At 41.7% G+C, this 18,982-nt stretch carries 17 protein-coding genes and 1 pseudogene; 10 read left to right on the forward strand and 8 right to left on the reverse strand.

What is annotated here, in order from left to right; translation table 11 throughout:
• Nucleotides 1–44 precede the first annotated feature (44 nt).
• From E7Y33_RS01015 to recJ, 3 genes are all read right to left on the reverse strand, one after another.
• Nucleotides 45–1,706 carry a ribonuclease J gene (locus E7Y33_RS01015; RefSeq protein ID WP_139689396.1) on the reverse strand — a complete coding sequence of 554 codons (1,662 nt, stop codon included), beginning with the start codon at nucleotides 1,704–1,706 and terminating at the stop codon, nucleotides 45–47.
• 498 nt (nucleotides 1,707–2,204) lie between these two features.
• Nucleotides 2,205–2,852 (reverse strand): COG3942 and LysM peptidoglycan-binding domain-containing protein, encoded by a 648-nt coding sequence (locus E7Y33_RS01020; RefSeq protein ID WP_000754477.1) that lies wholly within the window; start codon nucleotides 2,850–2,852, stop codon nucleotides 2,205–2,207.
• A gap of 287 nt (nucleotides 2,853–3,139) precedes the next feature.
• Entirely contained in the window at nucleotides 3,140–5,356 is a 2,217-nt protein-coding gene (recJ, locus tag E7Y33_RS01025) for a single-stranded-DNA-specific exonuclease RecJ (RefSeq protein ID WP_161976036.1), read from the reverse strand.
• Between the two features lie 177 nt (nucleotides 5,357–5,533).
• On the opposite strand from recJ, the gene E7Y33_RS01030 reads away from it, so the two are divergent.
• The 5 genes from E7Y33_RS01030 (at nucleotide 5,534) to E7Y33_RS01050 (ending at nucleotide 9,368) form a co-directional block, all read left to right on the forward strand.
• On the forward strand, nucleotides 5,534–6,292 hold the full coding sequence (locus E7Y33_RS01030) for an amino acid ABC transporter ATP-binding protein (RefSeq protein ID WP_000177026.1): 759 nt from the start codon (nucleotides 5,534–5,536) through the stop codon (nucleotides 6,290–6,292).
• A gap of 10 nt (nucleotides 6,293–6,302) precedes the next feature.
• Entirely contained in the window at nucleotides 6,303–7,097 is a 795-nt protein-coding gene (locus tag E7Y33_RS01035; protein WP_000726200.1) for a transporter substrate-binding domain-containing protein, read from the forward strand.
• A gap of 12 nt (nucleotides 7,098–7,109) precedes the next feature.
• Entirely contained in the window at nucleotides 7,110–7,787 is a 678-nt protein-coding gene (locus E7Y33_RS01040; RefSeq protein ID WP_139689397.1) for an amino acid ABC transporter permease, read from the forward strand.
• Between the two features lie 9 nt (nucleotides 7,788–7,796).
• Entirely contained in the window at nucleotides 7,797–8,456 is a 660-nt protein-coding gene (locus tag E7Y33_RS01045) for an amino acid ABC transporter permease (RefSeq protein ID WP_070656944.1), read from the forward strand.
• A 129-nt stretch (nucleotides 8,457–8,585) separates the two neighbouring features.
• Nucleotides 8,586–9,368: a nucleotidyltransferase domain-containing protein gene (locus E7Y33_RS01050; protein WP_139689398.1), complete on the forward strand. Its 783-nt coding sequence runs from the start codon at nucleotides 8,586–8,588 to the stop codon at nucleotides 9,366–9,368.
• Nucleotides 9,369–9,506: 138 nt separating this feature from the next.
• Here the strand turns inward: E7Y33_RS01050 and E7Y33_RS01055 are convergent, their stop codons facing one another.
• The 3 genes from E7Y33_RS01055 to E7Y33_RS01065 all read right to left on the reverse strand — a co-directional run bounded on the left by E7Y33_RS01055 (nucleotide 9,507) and on the right by E7Y33_RS01065 (nucleotide 12,042).
• The gene (locus tag E7Y33_RS01055; RefSeq protein ID WP_139689399.1) at nucleotides 9,507–9,944 is read right to left on the reverse strand and encodes an Rrf2 family transcriptional regulator; all 438 of its coding nucleotides are present in this window, start codon (nucleotides 9,942–9,944) and stop codon (nucleotides 9,507–9,509) included.
• 143 nt (nucleotides 9,945–10,087) lie between these two features.
• Nucleotides 10,088–11,029 carry a hypothetical protein gene (locus E7Y33_RS01060; RefSeq protein ID WP_139689400.1) on the reverse strand — a complete coding sequence of 314 codons (942 nt, stop codon included), beginning with the start codon at nucleotides 11,027–11,029 and terminating at the stop codon, nucleotides 10,088–10,090.
• 161 nt (nucleotides 11,030–11,190) lie between these two features.
• Nucleotides 11,191–12,042 carry a metallophosphoesterase family protein gene (locus E7Y33_RS01065; RefSeq protein ID WP_139689401.1) on the reverse strand — a complete coding sequence of 284 codons (852 nt, stop codon included), beginning with the start codon at nucleotides 12,040–12,042 and terminating at the stop codon, nucleotides 11,191–11,193.
• Nucleotides 12,043–12,239: 197 nt separating this feature from the next.
• On the opposite strand from E7Y33_RS01065, the gene E7Y33_RS09400 reads away from it, so the two are divergent.
• The 3 genes and pseudogenes from E7Y33_RS09400 to thrS all read left to right on the forward strand — a co-directional run bounded on the left by E7Y33_RS09400 (nucleotide 12,240) and on the right by thrS (nucleotide 15,452).
• A complete protein-coding gene (locus tag E7Y33_RS09400) occupies nucleotides 12,240–12,614 on the forward strand; it encodes a hypothetical protein (protein ID WP_161976017.1) in 375 nt (124 codons plus the stop codon).
• A gap of 139 nt (nucleotides 12,615–12,753) precedes the next feature.
• Nucleotides 12,754–13,498 (forward strand): annotated as a pseudogene (locus E7Y33_RS01080) (AAA family ATPase).
• A gap of 10 nt (nucleotides 13,499–13,508) precedes the next feature.
• Nucleotides 13,509–15,452: a threonine--tRNA ligase gene (gene thrS / locus E7Y33_RS01085; RefSeq protein ID WP_139689403.1), complete on the forward strand. Its 1,944-nt coding sequence runs from the start codon at nucleotides 13,509–13,511 to the stop codon at nucleotides 15,450–15,452.
• A 47-nt stretch (nucleotides 15,453–15,499) separates the two neighbouring features.
• Here the strand turns inward: thrS and E7Y33_RS01090 are convergent, their stop codons facing one another.
• Both E7Y33_RS01090 and E7Y33_RS01095 read right to left on the reverse strand, forming a co-directional pair.
• Entirely contained in the window at nucleotides 15,500–16,474 is a 975-nt protein-coding gene (locus E7Y33_RS01090; RefSeq protein ID WP_139689404.1) for a sensor histidine kinase, read from the reverse strand.
• Complete coding sequence (locus E7Y33_RS01095; protein ID WP_125389115.1) at nucleotides 16,467–17,144, reverse strand: response regulator transcription factor; 678 nt, start codon at nucleotides 17,142–17,144, stop codon at nucleotides 16,467–16,469. Before E7Y33_RS01095 ends, E7Y33_RS01090 begins: the two co-directional genes overlap by 8 nt.
• A 321-nt stretch (nucleotides 17,145–17,465) precedes the next feature.
• On the opposite strand from E7Y33_RS01095, the gene E7Y33_RS01100 reads away from it, so the two are divergent.
• Nucleotides 17,466–18,035, forward strand: coding sequence for a TetR/AcrR family transcriptional regulator (locus E7Y33_RS01100; RefSeq protein ID WP_132973608.1), 570 nt, complete (start codon nucleotides 17,466–17,468; stop codon nucleotides 18,033–18,035).
• An 85-nt stretch (nucleotides 18,036–18,120) separates the two neighbouring features.
• Complete coding sequence (locus E7Y33_RS01105; protein WP_139689405.1) at nucleotides 18,121–18,897, forward strand: ferredoxin reductase domain-containing protein; 777 nt, start codon at nucleotides 18,121–18,123, stop codon at nucleotides 18,895–18,897.
• The last annotated feature ends 85 nt before the right edge of the window (nucleotides 18,898–18,982 follow it).

The raw sequence follows: 18,982 nt of genomic DNA on the forward strand, positions 1-18,982 counted from the left end.
AAGAAAAAGCCGAATTTCGACTTTTTCTGTAGGTATTCTGCTTATTATTTTGCTTCCATCACGACTGGCAAGATTGCTGGACGACGCTTGGTTTGATCAAAGAGGTACTTGGTCAGATTGTCACGAACCTTGCCTTTGAGATCTGCCCAATCAAAGTCGTCACCTTGAAGATACTCTTCTACCGTTTGGTTAATCAATTCTGAACTTTCACGGAGAATATCACGGCTCTTCTTGAGATAAACAAATCCACGCGTATGGACACGAGCCTTAGCCACAATTTTCTTCTCACGACGGTTGACAGTGATCGCAACGATAAAGATTCCATCTTCTGACAAGACCTTACGGTCACGAAGGACGACATTTCCAACATCCCCGATGGCATTTCCGTCAATCAAGACATCCCCTGCAGAAACTGCTCCAGCTGGGACAAAGTCTCCATGTTCATAAGACATGGTCGTTCCCTTTTTAGGGATGAAGATACGCTCCGGCAACATTCCAACTGCCATAGCAGCCTTGGCATGCGCATCCAACTCACGATACTCCCCTTGGATAGGGAAGAGGTAATTTGGTTGCAAAAGATTGATCATCAACTGCAAATCACGCGCATTCCCGTGTCCGGATACTCGCAAGCTTTGGGTAATGAGTTTCACCACACCACCAGCTTGGTAGATCATGTTTTCAACACGCGCCATGACAGCTTCTTTGGCGATAGATGGAGTCGTTACGATATAGACCAAGTCCCCATCTTTGATTTCCACATAACGGTGGCGACCAATAGACATCTTACGAAGTCCATTAATAGGTTCACCCATACGGCCAGTCTCGAGAATAATCAACTCATGGTCTTCAAATCGAGACATTTCTTTTGGTTTAATCAAGAGACTTTCGTTGGCTAGAGATAATTTTTTGAGACGAATCGCAGTGCGGACGATATTTTCAATATCAAATCCAGTCAGAACAACTCGGCGACCTGTATCTGCTGCAGCATCAAAAACCTGCTGGATACGAGAGAGGTTGCTGGCAACTGCTGCAACGATGATACGACCTTCCCAGTCTGCAATTGTCTGGGTAATTTCGTCTCCAACTTCGCTCTCACTCGCCACCTGGATATTGCTGTCTGCATTCGCAGAGTCACTGAGGAGCGCCAAAACGCCATCACGACCGATTTCTGCCAAACGAGCAAAATCCGTCGCATAGGATTCACTGGCTGTCTGGTCAAACTTGAAGTCGCCTGTGTAAACTATGCTACCTTCAGCTGTTTTCAGGACTACTCCCAAACTTTCTGGGATGGAGTGGGTTGTACGGAAGAAGGAAACCACAGTCCCTCCAAAGTCGATCTCCGTATCTTCATCAATCACATGGAAGTCATTGAATTTCTTAACCGTATCATTTCCTTTGACAAAGAGTTTGGCCAACTCAATGGTCAACTCAGAACCAAACACAGGCACCTTAGCCTCTGCCAAAAGATAAGGCAGGGCACCAATGGCATCCGCATGTCCGTGGGTCAAAAAGACCCCTGCGATACGATCGCTATTTTCAAAAAGGTAGTCCATATTTGGAATGACGACATCAACCCCTAGTTGTTCATTTTCAGGGTATTTAAGCCCTGCATCCAAAACAAAAATAGAACCATCGATTTCAGCGATGTACATATTTTTCCCATTTTCTCGTACACCACCTAGTGTTGTTAAACTAATATTACTCATTTTCCCTCCGAAACTTCATTTATCTTGATTATAGGGCGAATTCACCCTCTTATTCTAAAAGTTCTCAAACTTTCAGCCGAATCTTTTCCTACCATTATACCATTTTTTTGATTATTTTCAAAACGAAGATGGGTTTTTAACTAGAGATTAGTCACTACTGTGAATCGAATTCTTTTACTTTGACTTCTCTTTTGGAGGCTTCATCGAAGATAATAGAACGATTGTACCATCAAAAATACGGATTTTCTGAATCAATTTGATTTCAGATACCTTTCTCGAACTCTAAATTTTTCTTTTAGTTCAAAAAACTTGCTTTTACCTCTCGACTTGAGAACTATTTTCTACAAAGACATGGTTTATCTACATCCAAAAGCGAAAATTTCCTGTTCGCTACAGAATCTAAAAATTTCAGCAATTAGCCATTAAGATGGAGGTTAACGATAGGAAATTTCTTCAAAAAGAAAAAAGACTTAGAAATTCTAAATCTTTTTATCATCTTTAGTTTGGATAGATATAAGTTACGTTACCTAAAAATTCATGAGGATTAAAGAAGCCACGATAATTCGCAATCTGCTTTTGACGTCTGTAGTTTGCTTCCAATACCTGGATAGAGTTTTCACTTTGAACATCTGTTACATAAGCAACGTGTCCATATTCACCACCATCCCAAACGGCGATTGCTCCTACTACTGGAACACTTCCTGTCTTATAACCTTGAGCGCTCGCGTAGATTGCCCACGTGTTGGCATTTCCCCACCAGTTGCTAGCCCAAGGAGCCAATTCTTTCACACCCCATGTACACTGACCAACAGGATAAGAGTTTCCATAGTTTGTCGGAGTCTTTTCGACAACATCCTCTGTATCTGATACCACATTCGCAGTGCTAGCTGGAGCACTGTAGGTAGAGCTAGCCTGAGCGGAACCACTTACTTCCAATACATCGCCTGGGTGGATAGTGTCAAAGATGGTTTTTCCATTCAAAGCTGCCAACTCATGCGGATCCATGCCGTTTGCAGTTGCAATGGCATAAAATGAATCACCGTCTTGGACAACGTAAGAGTTCGCATGAACAGTTTGAGCCCCAACTGTAGCCAAAATAGCGGTAGAAGTCAAACCAAGAGTCAGTTTCGTAACTGTTTTTTTCATAACTATTTTCCCCTTATATTTTCTTGATAAGAAAATCATACTTGATTTACATGTCAGTTCGTTTAGAGTTATATTTTAGTCATGTTACAAAAATTTATACTTTTACTACATAAGGTTTAAAAGCAGACATCGTATAAAGTGATAGAAGAGAATAAAAAAAATGAATCATTTCCCCAACCTTTACATCAGCAAACCATCCAAAAGACTATCCAATCAACCACTCCCACATCAAGCATTTATCCGTCAAAAAGAGACCGAGATAGGTCATCTCAGTCCCTTTCCATCTATTACTCCATTAAAAAATCATAAATTTCTTGAACTGTCCCCAGCGCCATCATTTCTTGGTCTTTAACAATCTGTTTGAGATTTTGGTAAATCTGACTTTCACCAATTTCCCTTTTTGGCGCTTCTTTATTGACTGTCATGACACCATCTTTGATCGTCACAAAGCCCAGCTCTTCAAATACTTGGATCATCTTGACCAGCAAGATTTGTTGGATATTGAGATAAGCCGCCAAATCTTTCAGCTTGTAGCGAATATCAAACTCTGGGAACTGGTAAATGGTCTTGTACAATTTTGCAAACTGTTCTCTAGTCCCGTAACCTGTCAGATAGTAGGCCTTATCGATGTCATTTTTGAAATAGACAGCAGAGAAATCCTGTTCCTGAAAAATGGTCTTCAGCAAGGTAATATCCTCAGGAATGGTTTTTACGACAACCGCCTCACTATCCACCAATTTTTGCACCTCTCCAGAGAAATCCAAAACTGGAACCCCTTCTGGCAAGACTGCATTCTTCCCACGAATGTTAAAGAGTTGAACACCTTCCACACGCGCATCCACCATCATCAACTGGAGAGCAGTTTGGCCATTCCATTGATTGACAGACAAGGTGACTGCCAATTCTAGGTTTTTTGTTTGGGCAAACTCTGTTGCCCATCTACCTTGTCCAAAGGCCACCACTTCAAAACTCGCCTCGCCCTTGGAAATTTTTAGTTTGAGGTGGGCATTGCCTGCTCCCATGGTACGAGCACTTTCGACATGAAAATCCTTGATATAAAAGACAGGTTTTTGATTGTCCATTCCAAAGGGTGCCAAGCGTTCAAAACTTTTAACCGTTTCTAAACTAAGAGTCTCCAAATCCAACTCTTCATCTAGATTTAACTTATTCTTACCACTAGCATCTGCACCTTTTTCACGGACATAGTCTTCCAAAACCTGAGATAAATCTGAAAGTTTCTCAACTTCCAGTGTCATTCCTGCTGCACCAGCATGGCCACCAAAGGCGATAAAGAGGTCTCGATGGGGATCCAGAGCTTCAAAAATATCGACTGCTTCCACACTACGAGCACTGCCCTTGGCACGACCTTCTTCTATATTAAGAACGATGACTGTCTGCCCTAGTTCTTCCAACAAACGACCAGCAACGATACCCAAAACGCCAGGATTCCAGCCTTCCTTGGCCAAAACCTGGACCTTCTTCTCAGGATCCACCATGGTCTTAGCTTCTTCATAGATTGACTGGACGATTTCCTTGCGCTCTTCGTTTTTCTGGTGAATCATGAGGGCAATCTCATGTGCTTCCTCATCGTCAAACCCAGTCAGCAAATCAATGGCAGGGTTGGGATCATCCAAGCGCCCCAAGGCATTTAAACGAGGGGCAATCTGAAAGCCAACCGTTTCTTCTGTCACTTCATTCGCAGCAATCCCAGCCATGTCTAGCAATTCTTGCAGACCGATGCGCTGGGTATGTCCCAACATTTCCAGACCATATTGAACCAAAATACGGTTTTCATCTGTCAGGCTCACCATATCTGCAATGGTACCGATAGCGACCAAATCAAGCAATTCCACTTGCACTTCTTCTAAAAGGGCGCAAGCCAGCTTGAAAGCCACTCCGCATCCGGCCAAATATTTGAAGGGATAGTCTGCATCCGGATGCTCAGGATGGACAATCGCATAGGCTTCAGGAAGGGTTTCCGGCATGGAATGGTGGTCGGTCACAATGACATCCACTCCCATAGCCTGAGCCAATTCAATGGCCTCATGACCAGCAACCCCATTGTCCACTGTCACAATCAAGGAAATTCCCTCTTGCTCGATAAAGTATTTATAGACACTGGCATTGGGACCATAGCCATCGGTAAAGCGATTTGGTAGGTAAACACGGCACTCCGCACCAAGCTGTTCCAAACTTTCCTTCACAATCGAAGCCGAAGTCATGCCATCCGCATCATAGTCACCGTAAACGAGGATATTCTCCCCTTCTTCAATGGCCTGACGAATCCGTTCCACTGCCTTTTCCATATCATGGAGCAGATAGGGGTCATGTAAGTCCTCTAAAGAAGGTTCTAAAAACTTCTTTAGACTTTCTTCATCCTGAATCCCTCTTTCAAATAATAACCGAGCCACCTCAGGACCCAGTCCAGCCTTCTTGGCTATCTTTGTAAAATCCGCATCTTCAACCTGCGGGGCAAACTGCCATTCATAAGTAGGAGTTATCAAAAAAACATCCACTCTTTCTAAGAATTCTATCGTTTCATTATAACATGATTTAGGCATTTTCTCTATCCAGATTGCTTTTTTATAAAATTTTAGTGAATTTTTTTCAGATATGATTTGACAAGAACATTCTTTTGGTGTAGAATCATGTTATAAAATCTAACACAAAGGAGATCTCTCATGACTTTAGTAGAATTTAAACACGTCGAAAAATATTACGGAGACTACCACGCACTCCGCGACATCAATCTCCGTTTTGAAAAAGGACAAGTTGTTGTCCTGCTTGGACCTTCTGGTTCTGGGAAGTCCACTCTTATCCGTACCATCAATGGTTTGGAGGCTGTTGACAAAGGAAGTCTCCTAGTCAATGGACACCAAGTAGCAGGTGCTAGCCAGAAAGATTTGGTGCCTCTTCGTAAGGAAGTCGGCATGGTTTTCCAACATTTTAACCTTTATCCACACAAAACAGTGTTAGAAAATGTGACACTTGCTCCCGTTAAAGTTCTTGGAATTGATAAAAAAGAAGCTGAAAAAACAGCCCAAAAATATCTGGAATTTGTAAATATGTGGGACAAGAAAGATTCCTACCCAGCTATGCTGTCTGGTGGACAAAAACAGAGAATCGCCATCGCACGTGGTCTTGCCATGCATCCGGAACTCCTCCTCTTTGATGAACCAACATCTGCCCTTGACCCTGAAACCATCGGAGATGTTCTAGCAGTTATGCAAAAACTGGCACATGATGGGATGAATATGATCATCGTTACCCACGAAATGGGCTTTGCCCGTGAAGTTGCGGACCGCATTATCTTTATGGCCGACGGAGAGGTTTTAGTAGACACGACAGATGTCGATGACTTTTTTGACAATCCAAGCGAACCTCGTGCCCAACAATTCCTCAGCAAAATTATCAACCACGAAAGTGACAAAGTCAAATAAGGAGGCGCCTATGAAAAAGAAATTCTTTTTATACGCATTATTGATTAGCCTTTTCAGCCTTACTGCTGCCAAACCAGTCCAAGCCGATACCAGTGTGGCAGACATTCAAAAAAGAGGCGAACTAGTTGTCGGTGTCAAACAAGACGTTCCCAATTTTGGCTACAAGGATCCCAAGACCGGGACCTATTCTGGTATCGAAACGGACTTGGCCAAGATGATTGCAGACGAACTCAAAGTCAAGATTCGCTACGTTCCTGTTACCGCGCAAACTCGTGGACCGCTCCTAGACAATGAACAGGTCGACATGGATATCGCAACCTTCACCATCACAGACGAACGTAAAAAACTATACAACTTCACCAGTCCCTACTATACGGACGCTTCTGGTTTTTTGGTCAATAAATCCGCCAACATCAAAAGTATTGAGGACCTAAACGGTAAAACGATTGGGGTTGCCCAAGGTTCCATCACCCAACGCCTGATTACTGAATTGGGTAAAAAGAAAGGTCTAACCTTTAAATTCGTCGAACTTGGTTCCTACCCAGAATTGATTACTTCCCTTCACGCTCACCGTATTGATGCCTTTTCCGTGGACCGCTCTATCCTCTCTGGCTACATCAGCAAACGGACAGAACTACTAGATGATAGTTTCAAGCCATCTGACTACGGTATCGTCACCAAAAAATCAAATACCGAGCTAAACGACTATCTTGATAGCTTGGTCACTAAATGGAGCAAGGATGGTAGTTTGCAGAAACTCTATGACCGTTACAAACTCAAACCATCTAGCCATACCGCAGATTAAGGAGGACATCCCATGACAGATTTATCATCTTGGACAGCCTATTTTCAGGATTTTGGACAATTTTTCAATGGTTTCCTCTTTACCCTTGCCCTAGCGGTTGGTTCCTTTATCCTCGCCATGGTTTTGGGCATCTTCTTTGGGGCCATGTCAACTAGTAAACGCCCATTCTTGCGTGTTTTGGCTCGTATCTTTGTCGAATTTTACCAAAATACTCCCCTCTTGGTGCAGTTTGTCATCGTCTTCTATGGTTTGCCTCTTATCAGTGAACACACCATCATGATTCCAATTTATTGGACAGCTGTTCTCTGCGTCGGGCTCTATCACGGAGCTTATATCGCTGAGGTGATTCGTTCAGGGATTCAGTCTATCCCTAATGGTCAGATGGAGGCCGCCTTGTCGCAAGGTTTCACCTATATCAGTGCCATGCGCTTGATTATCTTGCCTCAGGCCTTTCGTATCATTCTCCCTCCTTTGACCAACCAAATCGTTAACCTTATCAAGAACACCTCTACAGTTGCCATCATCTCTGGTGTGGACTTGATGTTTGTGACCAAGTCTTGGTCAGCTCTCAACGGAAATTATATCCCAGCCTTTTTAGGTGCTGCTCTTCTCTACTTTACCCTATGCTTCCCTGTTGCCCAGTTTGGTCGCAAGATGGAGCAAGCCAACAAAAAAGCCTATTCACTTTAGGAGGTTACTATGGAATCTATTTTAGAAGTTTTGACCCCAGATAACCTAGCCTTTATCTTTAAAGGATTTGGCTTAACCCTCTATATTTCTCTGATTGCCATTGTCCTCTCTACCCTGATCGGGACGGTACTTGCGGTTATGCGAAATGGGAAAAATCCTGTCTTGCGAATCATCTCCAGCATTTATATCGAATTTGTGCGTAATGTTCCCAACCTTCTCTGGATTTTCACTATCTTTTTGGTGTTCAAGATGAAGTCCACGCCAGCAGGTATTACGGCCTTTACCCTTTTTACCTCAGCAGCCCTAGCTGAGATTATCCGAGGCGGTCTCAATGCCGTGGATAAAGGGCAGTTCGAAGCAGGAATGTCACAAGGATTTACTTCTGCCCAAATCCTCTACTACATCATTCTCCCACAAGCGATCCGTAAAATGCTGCCGGCTATCATTTCTCAGTTTGTGACCGTGATTAAAGATACCAGCCTTCTCTACTCTGTTATCGCCCTACAGGAACTCTTTGGCGCCAGCCAAATTCTCATGGGACGCTATTTCGAACCAGAGCAGGTCTTCAGTCTTTATATCCTGATTGCCTTGATTTATTTTATCTTTAACTTTGCCATTTCCAGCCTTTCTCATAAGCTAGCAAAACATTGGCAACAAGCCGCAGAATAAAAACGAAATGTGAACTCAAAACAAGGGTTCACATTTTTTTCTATAGATGGAAAAGAGTAACTCAATGCTATGCAAACGTTTTACTTTTTGGTAAAATGACTTTAAAACCATAAAGCAAGGAGAAAAATCATGATCCACGAACTTTGCAAAGAATTCTCTCAACTGGAACAAGTAGAAGCTATCGCTCTTGGTGGCTCTCGTGCAGGACAAGCCTACGATCAAAATTCTGACTATGACGTTTATGTCTATCTCAACTCTTCTATTGATGAGGCGACTCGCCTAAAAATTTTGAGTAAATACTGCTCCTATATGGAGATTGGAAACCAGTTTTGGGAGTTAGAGGATGACTGTATACTAAACAACGGTATCCAAATCGAGTTGATTTATCGTTCGCTGGAGTCGTTTGAACAAGAATTGAACGCAACTGTTTTTCAGCATCAAGCCCAAAATGCTTATACAACCTGTATGTGGCACAATCTACTCCACAGCAAGATTCTATACGATCCGCATGGGCGCTATGCTTCTCTTCAAAAAGCCTATCATGTTCCCTATCCTCAAAAACTCAAAGAGAATATTATTGAAAGACAGCTCCTTTTGCTAGAACAAACCATGCCTGCCTTCTCTCACCAAATAGAAAAAGCTATCAAACGCCAAGATCTTCTCAGTATGAATCATCGTACGAGTGAGTTTTTTGCTTCCTACTTTGACTTGCTGTTTGCGATCAATGAGCAAACCCATCCAGGTGAAAAACGAATGCTTGACTATGCTAAGACCAATTGCGCTCTCCTACCTAAGCAATTTGAAGGAACTATTCGCGACTATTTCCTACTACTCTACCAACCGCAGCAAGGAAAGCAAGCGGTCCTAACCTTACAAACCATCTTAAAACAACTAAAGGACATTTTGCCATAAGTAAAAAATGAAGTGTGAACCTGAAACCGAGATTCACATTTTTTTACTTAACTGTAAAGCATCTAGTACACTTGAACACAATTCTTCTTGCCCAACTTCATAAAAAATCGGCAATGAAAAAAGAGGACTCTAGCCCTCTTACTTGATCATTTTATCCTGAGTTTCAGCTACAACCTGAGCCAGACTCGTCTGACGAAGTTGGTTTTCCATCGCTAGTTGGATATCCAGCAATTTTTGATCCAAGACTTCATGAATATTTGCTCCTACTGGACAGTTAGGGTTGGGATTGTCATGGAAACTAAAGAGTTTACCAGATTTTCCTAAACATTCAACAGCTTGATAAACATCAAAAAGGCTAATATCTTGGAGGTCTTTGATAATCTCAGTACCGCCCGTCCCACGCGCAACTGATATCAGTTCAGCTTTTTTGAGTTGGGACAAGGTTTTGCGAATAATAACTGGATTGACTCCAACACTGGCTGCGAGAAAATCACTAGTTACCTTACTCTCTTGACTCTTAATGGCAATAATGATTAACATATGAGTCGCAATCGTAAATCGACTTGAAATTTGCATCTTCTTCTCCTTTTACATCCTATCTGATACCCATTATACCCTTTTGTGTTGTAATGTCAATTATTACTACAAAGAGTGTCCTCTAAAAAAGCCTTGTATTCCCTAATAAGTCCAATGACATAGAGAATACAAAAGCTTATCCTTTATCCAATTTTACGAGCAGTTCCCTTTGTTTTGTGACTTGACCAGACTGAACTGATAGAAATCCCCGCACCAACCAAGGTAAAAACAGCTAACATCCCTAGATTAAAGAAATAATTATCTGGATATTCTCCGCTTGCAATTAGTTCATTGACCACTCGGAAAGCATAGGCAAACTCAACACCTAGTTGAGCTACGACTTCCATTGCCAAATCGATTTGATTCACTAAAAAGACTGTGACTACCATCAAAACAACAGAAATCAGAATCCCTTTTCGTGATAACTTTCTTGCAAACATTTCATATCCTTTAATGGTACAAATTCCAAGAACAAGCCCCGCTGCGACAGCTACATAACCAAGACGTGCGATGAAAAGAGCAACCGCCCCACCAATCAAGGCTCCAAGTAAGGCTCCAATGGTTCCAAGAAGAACATTTTCCTTCTGACTATGATAAGAATCCATTTCAATTTGGAGATTGCTCTTCAAAAATTGATAGCTTTCTTCATTGATAATGAAAACCGACTCTCCTAATTGATAAAGACTAACTGGCCCCTCTTGACCACTGTAGCCACAAACTTGAACGAAGTGATGGGATTCAAGGAAATCTACAAAGTCTCTTATAAGTGTCTGTAACTTTTCAATTGTCTTTGATTTGCGCATCGCACCCTTGACAACAATAGATACAGTGTACTGATTAATAGATAAGGTTGACAAGTTTGGAAGTGATTCGCTCTTAAAGTCATCCCACACCAACTCGTTTTCTTCTGAATCCGCAGGATTGCCATTCAAGCTCACACTGACACTAAGTCGAAACTGATTTTTTACATCTGCTTCATGTAGCAATAGCAAGTAGCCTGATTGCACGCCATAAATGCTTCCAGACTCCTCATCAAACTGTAGGCCTAATCCTGAAGCAATAGCTTCTAATTCTTCTAGCTTCATAAATTATCTCCCTATTATTTTGAACATCAATTAGTATGGTGTTCAAATTATATATTTTTCCATATTCTAGCATAAATTTTATAAGTAGTCAATTCATATCCATTTCGACTTATCGCGAAACAGCGATCACTAGACTATCCTATTTCTAGTCAAAATTCCTTTTAAAACCAATCCTTCTTTTCTCTTTCCATCCAAAGTTCAACATCTTGATCATAACCTTCTTGCTCGCTAATCTTCCCCAACAATTCCTGGTTATGAGTGTGGTGAATTCCATTTACCAAGCTTTCATAGTAAACCTGAAAATAAGGAAGCTTTAAATCCTTAGCCAGCTGCAATTCGGCTTCTACATCATAATCCACTCGACGAAAATCAACATCAGACAAACCTGCTTCATCAAACTCTAAAATCATATACTGGGCACGCAAGTCCTTACGCAACCGCGCATCTAAAAAGAAGGGTTGGCCAATCGAACCTGGATTAAGAATCAACTGTCCGTCACTCCCGTAACGAAGAAACTGTTGGTGGATATGGCCATACACTGCGATAGAAGCATGTGGCTCTGTCACCAATCTATCAAAATCTTCTTGTTTTCCCGTATGAATCAACTCTCTACCCCAATTTTTATCAGGGAGATGGTGAGTGATTCCTACTGTCAAATCACCAAACTGACGATGAACTTGCATGGGTTGATTGTGGAGGTCTTCTATTTCTTTAGGGCTAATTTCTTCTAAGATGTACTGACTTTGGCGCAGGAGATAACGATGACTCGCCTTTGTAGAATCTAACTTACGATGTAGGCCTAGCCAGAGACTATTCTCCCAATTTCCCAGCACTCTTGCAGTAATGGGCAAGCTAGCTAAGAGATCCAATATCCTTCTACGTCCTGTTCCAGGCATGAGAATATCTCCCAAAAGCCAGTACTCATCTACCTTTGCCGCTCTTGCATCAGCCAGTACGGCTTCCAGAGCTGTCATATTTCCATGTATATCTGAAAGAACTGCTATTTTAGTCATTCTTTCTCCTCTTTTCCTCTTACTTCTTCTGTTAGTATTATAGCAGAAAACACTGCAAAAAATCACTATCACTACTTACCTGATCAACTTGTAAGAGCTTCCAAATCGTGCTATAATATAGGTAGAGAGCTCCCCTTCATTTAGGATTATGTGGTCTTCAACATTTCTCTATTTTTGCAGATTGGAGGACTATTGCCATGAAAAAATATCTTAAGTATATCCCATACTACCTTGTTATTTTCTTCTTTTACTGGCCCCTCTATGAGTTGCTGTTACTGCTGATTTCTGACCCTTATACTCTGAAAGGACTTTACATTTATAACATCATCCTCTTTTCACCTTTGGCAACCTTCATCGTATCCCTTCTTTATAGCTACCGTTTCCAATTCTCACTGTGGTGGCTACTCGGTATTGCTCTTCTCTATTGCTTTACCATCATCACTTTCAATGAATTCATTTTCGTTTATTTCCTAGCTTATGAACTCTTTGCCCTACTTGGTATGGCTTCAGGTTCAGGTATTAAATATATGCTCCAGCGAGGAAAAAATAAAAAACTTTCACAAAATCCTTGAAAATTCTCGCAATCATGCTATAATAATGCATAGAGACAAGTCACTTAGTCCCTTTCTACTAGAGAGTGCGTGGTTGCTGGAAACGCATAGAGAGCCTAAACTGATACTACTCAACTGACTTTTATGAAAACATAAAACGGTGGCTACGTTAAAGCCAATCTGAGGTGTCAACAGTTTTTGTTGTGCATAAATGAAGGTGGAACCACGTTGCGACGTCCTTTTAGGATGTCGTTTTTATTTTGTCAGAAGGAGGAAGAATGATGTTTTATATGATTGGCGGATCGCCTTGCAGTGGAAAGTCAACAATTGCCTCACTTCTTGCTAGACAGTATCAACTACTTCATATCAAATTGGATGATTTGGTAGAAGAGATGATGAGTCAAGCAAGTGCAGACTCACAGCCAATTTGCCTTCTTAGGCAGGATAGAAATCCGGAACAAATCTGGATGAGAAATCCAGAAGAGATGGCAGATGAAGAATGGCGCTTTTATGAAGAGATTGTCCCTTATGTAAAATCTTACTTGATAAAAAATCAAAACAGACCTCTCTTGGTGGAGGGAGCAGGACTTTTGCCTCACTTAGTAAAGGAGCTTGAATGTCAAGCATCCTCCTATCTATGCTTGACTCCGACAGCTGATTTTCAAAAAAAGCATTATATACAGAGAGAATGGGTTCCTTATGTCTTAGAGGGTACAACCAACCCCGATCAAGCTTTTGAAAACTGGATGCAACGAGACATTCTTTTTGCTCAAATGGTTCGTAAGGAAGCGGTGAGATTAGGCTATCCTAGCCTCGTAACAGATGGCAGTCAATCAGAGAATCAGACTGCGGAAGAAGTTGCTCGGCTCTTAAAATTGTCCAACAAAAATAGAAGAAATATTTAAGGAGAAAACCATGATTAAGATTACTTTCCCAGATGGCGCTGTTCGTGAATTCGAATCTGGCGTTACTACTTTTGAAATTGCCCAATCTATCAGCAATTCCCTAGCTAAAAAGGCTCTCGCTGGTAAATTCAACGGCAAACTCATCGACACGACTCGTGCTATCACTGAAGATGGTAGCATCGAAATCGTGACACCTGATCACGAAGATGCCCTTCCGATTTTGCGTCACTCTGCGGCCCACTTGTTTGCCCAAGCAGCTCGTCGCCTTTTCCCAGACATTCACTTGGGGGTTGGTCCAGCTATCGAAGATGGCTTCTACTACGATACCGACAATACTGCTGGTCAAATCTCTAACGAAGACCTTCCTCGTATCGAAGAAGAAATGCAAAAGATCGTCAAAGAAAACTTCCCATCTATTCGTGAAGAAGTGACTAAAGATGAAGCGCGTGAAATCTTCAAAAACGACCCTTACAAGTTGGAATTGATCGAAGAACACTCAGAAGACGAAGGTGGGTTGACTATCTACCGTCAGGGTGAATATGTAGACCTCTGCCGTGGACCTCACGTCCCTTCAACAGGCCGCATCCAAATCTTCCACCTGCTCCATGTAGCTGGTGCTTACTGGCGTGGAAATAGCGACAATGCTATGATGCAACGGATCTATGGTACAGCCTGGTTCGACAAGAAAGACTTGAAGAACTACCTTCAAATGCGTGAAGAAGCCAAAGAACGTGACCACCGTAAACTTGGTAAAGAGCTTGACCTCTTCATGATTTCTCAAGAAGTCGGACAAGGACTTCCATTCTGGTTGCCAAACGGTGCAACTATCCGTCGTGAATTGGAACGTTATATCGTTGACAAGGAATTAGCTTCTGGCTACCAACACGTTTACACTCCACCGCTTGCTTCTGTTGAGCTTTACAAGACTTCTGGTCACTGGGATCACTACCAAGAGGACATGTTCCCAACTATGGACATGGGGGACGGTGAAGAGTTTGTCCTTCGTCCAATGAACTGCCCACACCACATCCAAGTTTTCAAACACCATGTTCACTCCTACCGTGAGTTGCCAATCCGTATCGCTGAAATCGGGATGATGCACCGTTACGAAAAGTCTGGTGCCCTCACTGGTCTTCAACGTGTGCGTGAAATGTCTCTCAACGACGGTCACCTCTTTGTAACTCCTGAACAAATCCAAGAAGAATTCCAACGCGCCCTTCAGTTGATTATCGATGTTTATGAAGACTTCAACTTAACTGAATACCGCTTCCGTCTCTCTCTTCGTGATCCTCAAGATACTCACAAGTACTTTGACAACGATGAGATGTGGGAAAATGCCCAAACCATGCTTCGTGCAGCCCTTGATGAAATGGGCGTGGACTACTTTGAAGCTGAAGGTGAGGCCGCTTTCTACGGACCAAAATTGGATATCCAGGTTAAGACCGCCCTTGGAAAAGAAGAGACCCTCTCTACTATCCAGCTTGACTTCTTGCTTCCAGAACGCTTCGACCTTAAATACATCGGAGCTGATGGTGAAGAACATCGCCCAGTTATGATCCACCGTGGGGTTATCTCAACTATGGAACGCTTCACCGCTATCTTGATTGAGAACTACAAGGGTGCCTTCCCAACATGGCTTGCACCACATCAAGTAACCCTCATCCCCGTTTCTAACGAAAAACACGTAGACTACGCATGGGAAGTGGCGAAGAAACTCCGTGACCGTGGTGTCCGTGCTGATGTGGATGAACGTAATGAGAAAATGCAATTCAAGATTCGTGCTTCACAAACTAGCAAGATTCCTTACCAATTAATCGTTGGTGACAAGGAAATGGAAGACGGAACTGTCAACGTTCGTCGCTATGGCCAAAAAGAAACACAAACTGTCCCAGTAGATGAGTTTGTAGCAGCAATCCTTGCTGATATCGCCAACAAATCTCGTGTTGAAAAATAAAAAATTAGCACAAAAGCCTCCAATTGGAGGCTTTTTCTCATCTATTATTACTCAATAACTAACTTCACTTCAGCGAATTTAATCCGTACTGTCGTTCCTTTTCCGACCTCAGACTCGATGCGAATCTGGTGCCCCAGTTCTTCAGAAATTTTCTTGGATAGGTAAAGGCCAAGTCCAGATGACTGCTGGGTCAGACGTCCATTATATCCTGAAAAGCCACGTTCAAAGACTCGGAGGACATCGCTATTTTTTATCCCGATTCCCGTATCCTTGATACAGAGCTCCTGGCCTTCCATATAAATCTCTAACCCACCTTCCTTGGTGTATTTGAGGCTGTTTGAGAGGATTTGTTCAATGACGACCAACAGCCACTTCTTATCGGTCACGATGATTTTGTCAAGGTCATGTAGATTGACCGTAAGTCCTTTTTGGATAAAGAAAAGGGCATACTTGCGAACCACTTCCTTCACCAGATCCTCCACTTGAACCTGTTCAAATACCAAGTCATCGTGAAAACTCTCTAAACGTAAGTACTGCAAAACCAGGTTGGTATAGGAGTCAATCTTGAAAATTTCCTGTTCCAGTTGCTGCTTGACCTCCCGATCAGAGATTTCTGCTACTAAAAGGCGACTTGCAGCAATGGGGGTCTTGATCTGGTGAACCCATAAGGTGTAGTAATCCAGCAAATCCGTCAGCTTGCTTTGGGCTTCCGACTTCTTTTGATACAATTCAGACTCACGCTCTTCGAGCTTTTCTGCTAGCGCACATTCCAGAGGAGACTTGGGGTCTCTCTCAGCATAGAGTACTTCCTGCCGGTAAACCTGAGCTTCTGCAAATATATCCCAAGCCAAAAATAAGAAGGTCAAAAAACTACTGAGCAGAAAGAAATAAAGAAAATAAGTTCCTAGACTAGCAAATAAAAACTGAAAGAGAAGGACGAGAAAGTCTAATGAAAAAATATAGGTAAAAACGCGACTGCGAGAACGCAGGTAGGCTAGAAAAAATGATTTCCAATCAAGCATGTTTCAGTCCGTATCCTATCCCTTTCTTGGTTTCGATAAAGCCAGCTAATCCTTGTTCCTCAAGCTTTTTGCGCAAACGAGCCACATTAACAGACAGGGTATTGTCGTCGATAAAAAAGTCGCTGTTCCAGAGTTCCCGCATCAGGTCATCACGCGCCACGATATTACCCGCATGTTCAAACAAGACCCGCAAAATTTGAAATTCATTCTTGGTCAAGCTCAGGACTTCACCCTGATAGTGCAGATCCATAGACTTGGTATTGAGAATCACACCTGCATACTCTAGCAAACTTTCATCCCGCCCAAACTCATAGGAACGGCGCAACAAGCCTTGAATCTTGGCAAGGAGCACCTGCTGGTCAAAAGGCTTGGTCACAAAGTCATCCGCTCCCATATTGATCGCCATGACAATATCCATAGCCTGATCTCTCGAAGACAGAAACATGATAGGTACCTTGGAAATCTTACGAATTTCCTGGCACCAGTGATAACCATTAAAAAGAGGCAAACCGATATCCATGAGGACCAAATGAGGCTCCGACTGGACAAATAAGCTCAATACTTCCATAAAATCTTCTACCAAAATGACCTCAAAGCCCCACTCAGAGAGCAATTTCCCAACTTGTTGTCGAATGACTTGATCATCTTCTACTAGTAAAATCTTGTGCATGCGCTCCTCCTTTGCTATTTCTCAAAGTATCAAAACCCTTCATATCAGATTTACGGATCAGTATCTCATACTGTTTAGCAGCCTATTTCCCAAATCCAGATCAGTAAACAGATGCTATATAGAGAACATTCCCACTGATATCATACCTTATTTTTAACTATAGTTCCAGCCTTATCTTATATTTTCTTTTTTGTGCTCATTTAGTTAGCGTTTCTTTAACTTATTTAATAGATCTAGCCTTCTTATTGACAAGCTAGGCATGATTTGTTAGAATATGAATGAACGAATAGGTTTATTCATTCATGAAGCAAAGGAGGTTAAATCATATTGGACAAAAAACAAGCTCTAAAAACAGCAGCCTATGAAGTTTTTTCAAAAAAAGGTTACAAGGCAACAGGTATTTCAGAAATTGCTAGGCAAGCTGGTGTTGCAGTTGGTTCTTTTTATAACTATTACGAGAGTAAAGAAGCCATTTTTCTAGACATCTATATAGATGAAAACAACCGTGTTCGCCAAGCTATGATCGAAGAACTGGATTGGGAAATTGACATGATTGACCTCATTGGTCAACTATTTGCTCAGTCCAGAACTCTTGTTTCTTCCAATAAAATCCTTGCAGAATGGTACAATCCTGCCATCGCAGATGAGTTGCACAGCTACTATTCCTCGGAAGAAGGCAAAGTCGCAAATCCTTTTCATCAGTTTCTAGTTAAAACTTTTACAAATCGTATGCAGGCTGAAGGGTACTCGCCAGAAAAGATTCAAGATATTTTACAGGTTTATAATCTTTTTTACTATATGGATATGCATATCACAGAAAAAGATTTTCCAGATATTGGCAAAACTGTTGAAATACTTGCAACCAACTTCATTAAAGGAGTTCTAAAATAAAGAATGGATTTCTTTATTTTTTGAAAAGATATGAATGAATTATTTTTTAGTTCATTCATAAAATTAAGAACAGGAGTCATAAAAAATGAAAAGAGGTAAAAAAATGTTTATTATCATTCTATCAACACTTGGAGCGCTATGTATTATAACTTGGGGTGCCATCGCTTATCTTGGACGAAGCCAGACATTATCGATAAAATCCATCGAAAACCCCAGCGGAGATCTATATTTAATTCATATCACAAAACCGAGTCATCAAATCTGGAAAGCTGGGGCTTATGCAAAGTTTACACTCCCTGATACCTCGTCTACTGCTAGTAAATATGAAGCTAAGGAAGAGCAAACCAGTCGATGGCTAACCATTGCCTCCACACCTGATGAAGATGAAATTCTCATTTTGACTCGTAATAGTGGTAGCAACTTTAAGAACACCTTGACACATTTACCGGCTGGCAGTGAGATTGAGATGAGTTGGCTGGATTCCTCTTTGACTGTTAAAAATACGAATAAGCCACTAGTTTGCTTTGCATCTGATGTCGGCATTTCTGCTCTACGCCCCCTTATCAAAGAATGGGCTGGTAAATTTCCGATTATTCTCAATCATTTTGACAAAGGAGTTACTATTTTCGATAATGAGATGAAAGAACTGGCTCAAAAAACATCGAATTTTACTTATAAAACTAGCGATGAACTTTCTCAAAGTCAAGAATTTTTAAAACGTGCTATTGATGAATACGGCAATCAAGCCAGCTATCTCATCACAGGTCAGCCTGATGATATAAATGAGATGAAGAATTTTTTAAAGGAAAATTGGATTGATAGCAAAAACATACAAGTAAGCTCGTTTAGAGGTTTGAAATAGGAGCAATCTATCTTCTATGTATTTCAATCAAACCCTACTAGGTCATTCGAACAAGCCTACTAGCTAATTCTAGGTAAATGTGGTA

This window comes from Streptococcus oralis, from assembly GCF_006175905.1.
Taxonomy (GTDB): Bacteria; Bacillota; Bacilli; order Lactobacillales; family Streptococcaceae; genus Streptococcus; species Streptococcus oralis_BG.

Excerpts from the sequence above, each read along its gene's own strand:
- E7Y33_RS01015 (WP_139689396.1), bottom strand. The coding sequence starts at position 1,706 with ATGAGTAATATTAGTTTAACAACACTAGGTGGTGTACGAGAAAATGGG.
- E7Y33_RS01105 (WP_139689405.1), top strand. The coding sequence starts at position 18,121 with ATGAAAAGAGGTAAAAAAATGTTTATTATCATTCTATCAACACTTGGA.
- E7Y33_RS01020 (WP_000754477.1), bottom strand. The coding sequence starts at position 2,852 with ATGAAAAAAACAGTTACGAAACTGACTCTTGGTTTGACTTCTACCGCT.
- E7Y33_RS01030 (WP_000177026.1), top strand. The coding sequence starts at position 5,534 with ATGACTTTAGTAGAATTTAAACACGTCGAAAAATATTACGGAGACTAC.
- E7Y33_RS01095 (WP_125389115.1), bottom strand. The coding sequence starts at position 17,144 with ATGCACAAGATTTTACTAGTAGAAGATGATCAAGTCATTCGACAACAA.
- E7Y33_RS01050 (WP_139689398.1), top strand. The coding sequence starts at position 8,586 with ATGATCCACGAACTTTGCAAAGAATTCTCTCAACTGGAACAAGTAGAA.
- thrS (WP_139689403.1), top strand. The coding sequence starts at position 13,509 with ATGATTAAGATTACTTTCCCAGATGGCGCTGTTCGTGAATTCGAATCT.
- E7Y33_RS01060 (WP_139689400.1), bottom strand. The coding sequence starts at position 11,029 with ATGAAGCTAGAAGAATTAGAAGCTATTGCTTCAGGATTAGGCCTACAG.
- E7Y33_RS09400 (WP_161976017.1), top strand. The coding sequence starts at position 12,240 with ATGAAAAAATATCTTAAGTATATCCCATACTACCTTGTTATTTTCTTC.
- E7Y33_RS01065 (WP_139689401.1), bottom strand. The coding sequence starts at position 12,042 with ATGACTAAAATAGCAGTTCTTTCAGATATACATGGAAATATGACAGCT.
- E7Y33_RS01090 (WP_139689404.1), bottom strand. The coding sequence starts at position 16,474 with ATGCTTGATTGGAAATCATTTTTTCTAGCCTACCTGCGTTCTCGCAGT.
- E7Y33_RS01055 (WP_139689399.1), bottom strand. The coding sequence starts at position 9,944 with ATGCAAATTTCAAGTCGATTTACGATTGCGACTCATATGTTAATCATT.
- E7Y33_RS01045 (WP_070656944.1), top strand. The coding sequence starts at position 7,797 with ATGGAATCTATTTTAGAAGTTTTGACCCCAGATAACCTAGCCTTTATC.
- E7Y33_RS01035 (WP_000726200.1), top strand. The coding sequence starts at position 6,303 with ATGAAAAAGAAATTCTTTTTATACGCATTATTGATTAGCCTTTTCAGC.
- E7Y33_RS01040 (WP_139689397.1), top strand. The coding sequence starts at position 7,110 with ATGACAGATTTATCATCTTGGACAGCCTATTTTCAGGATTTTGGACAA.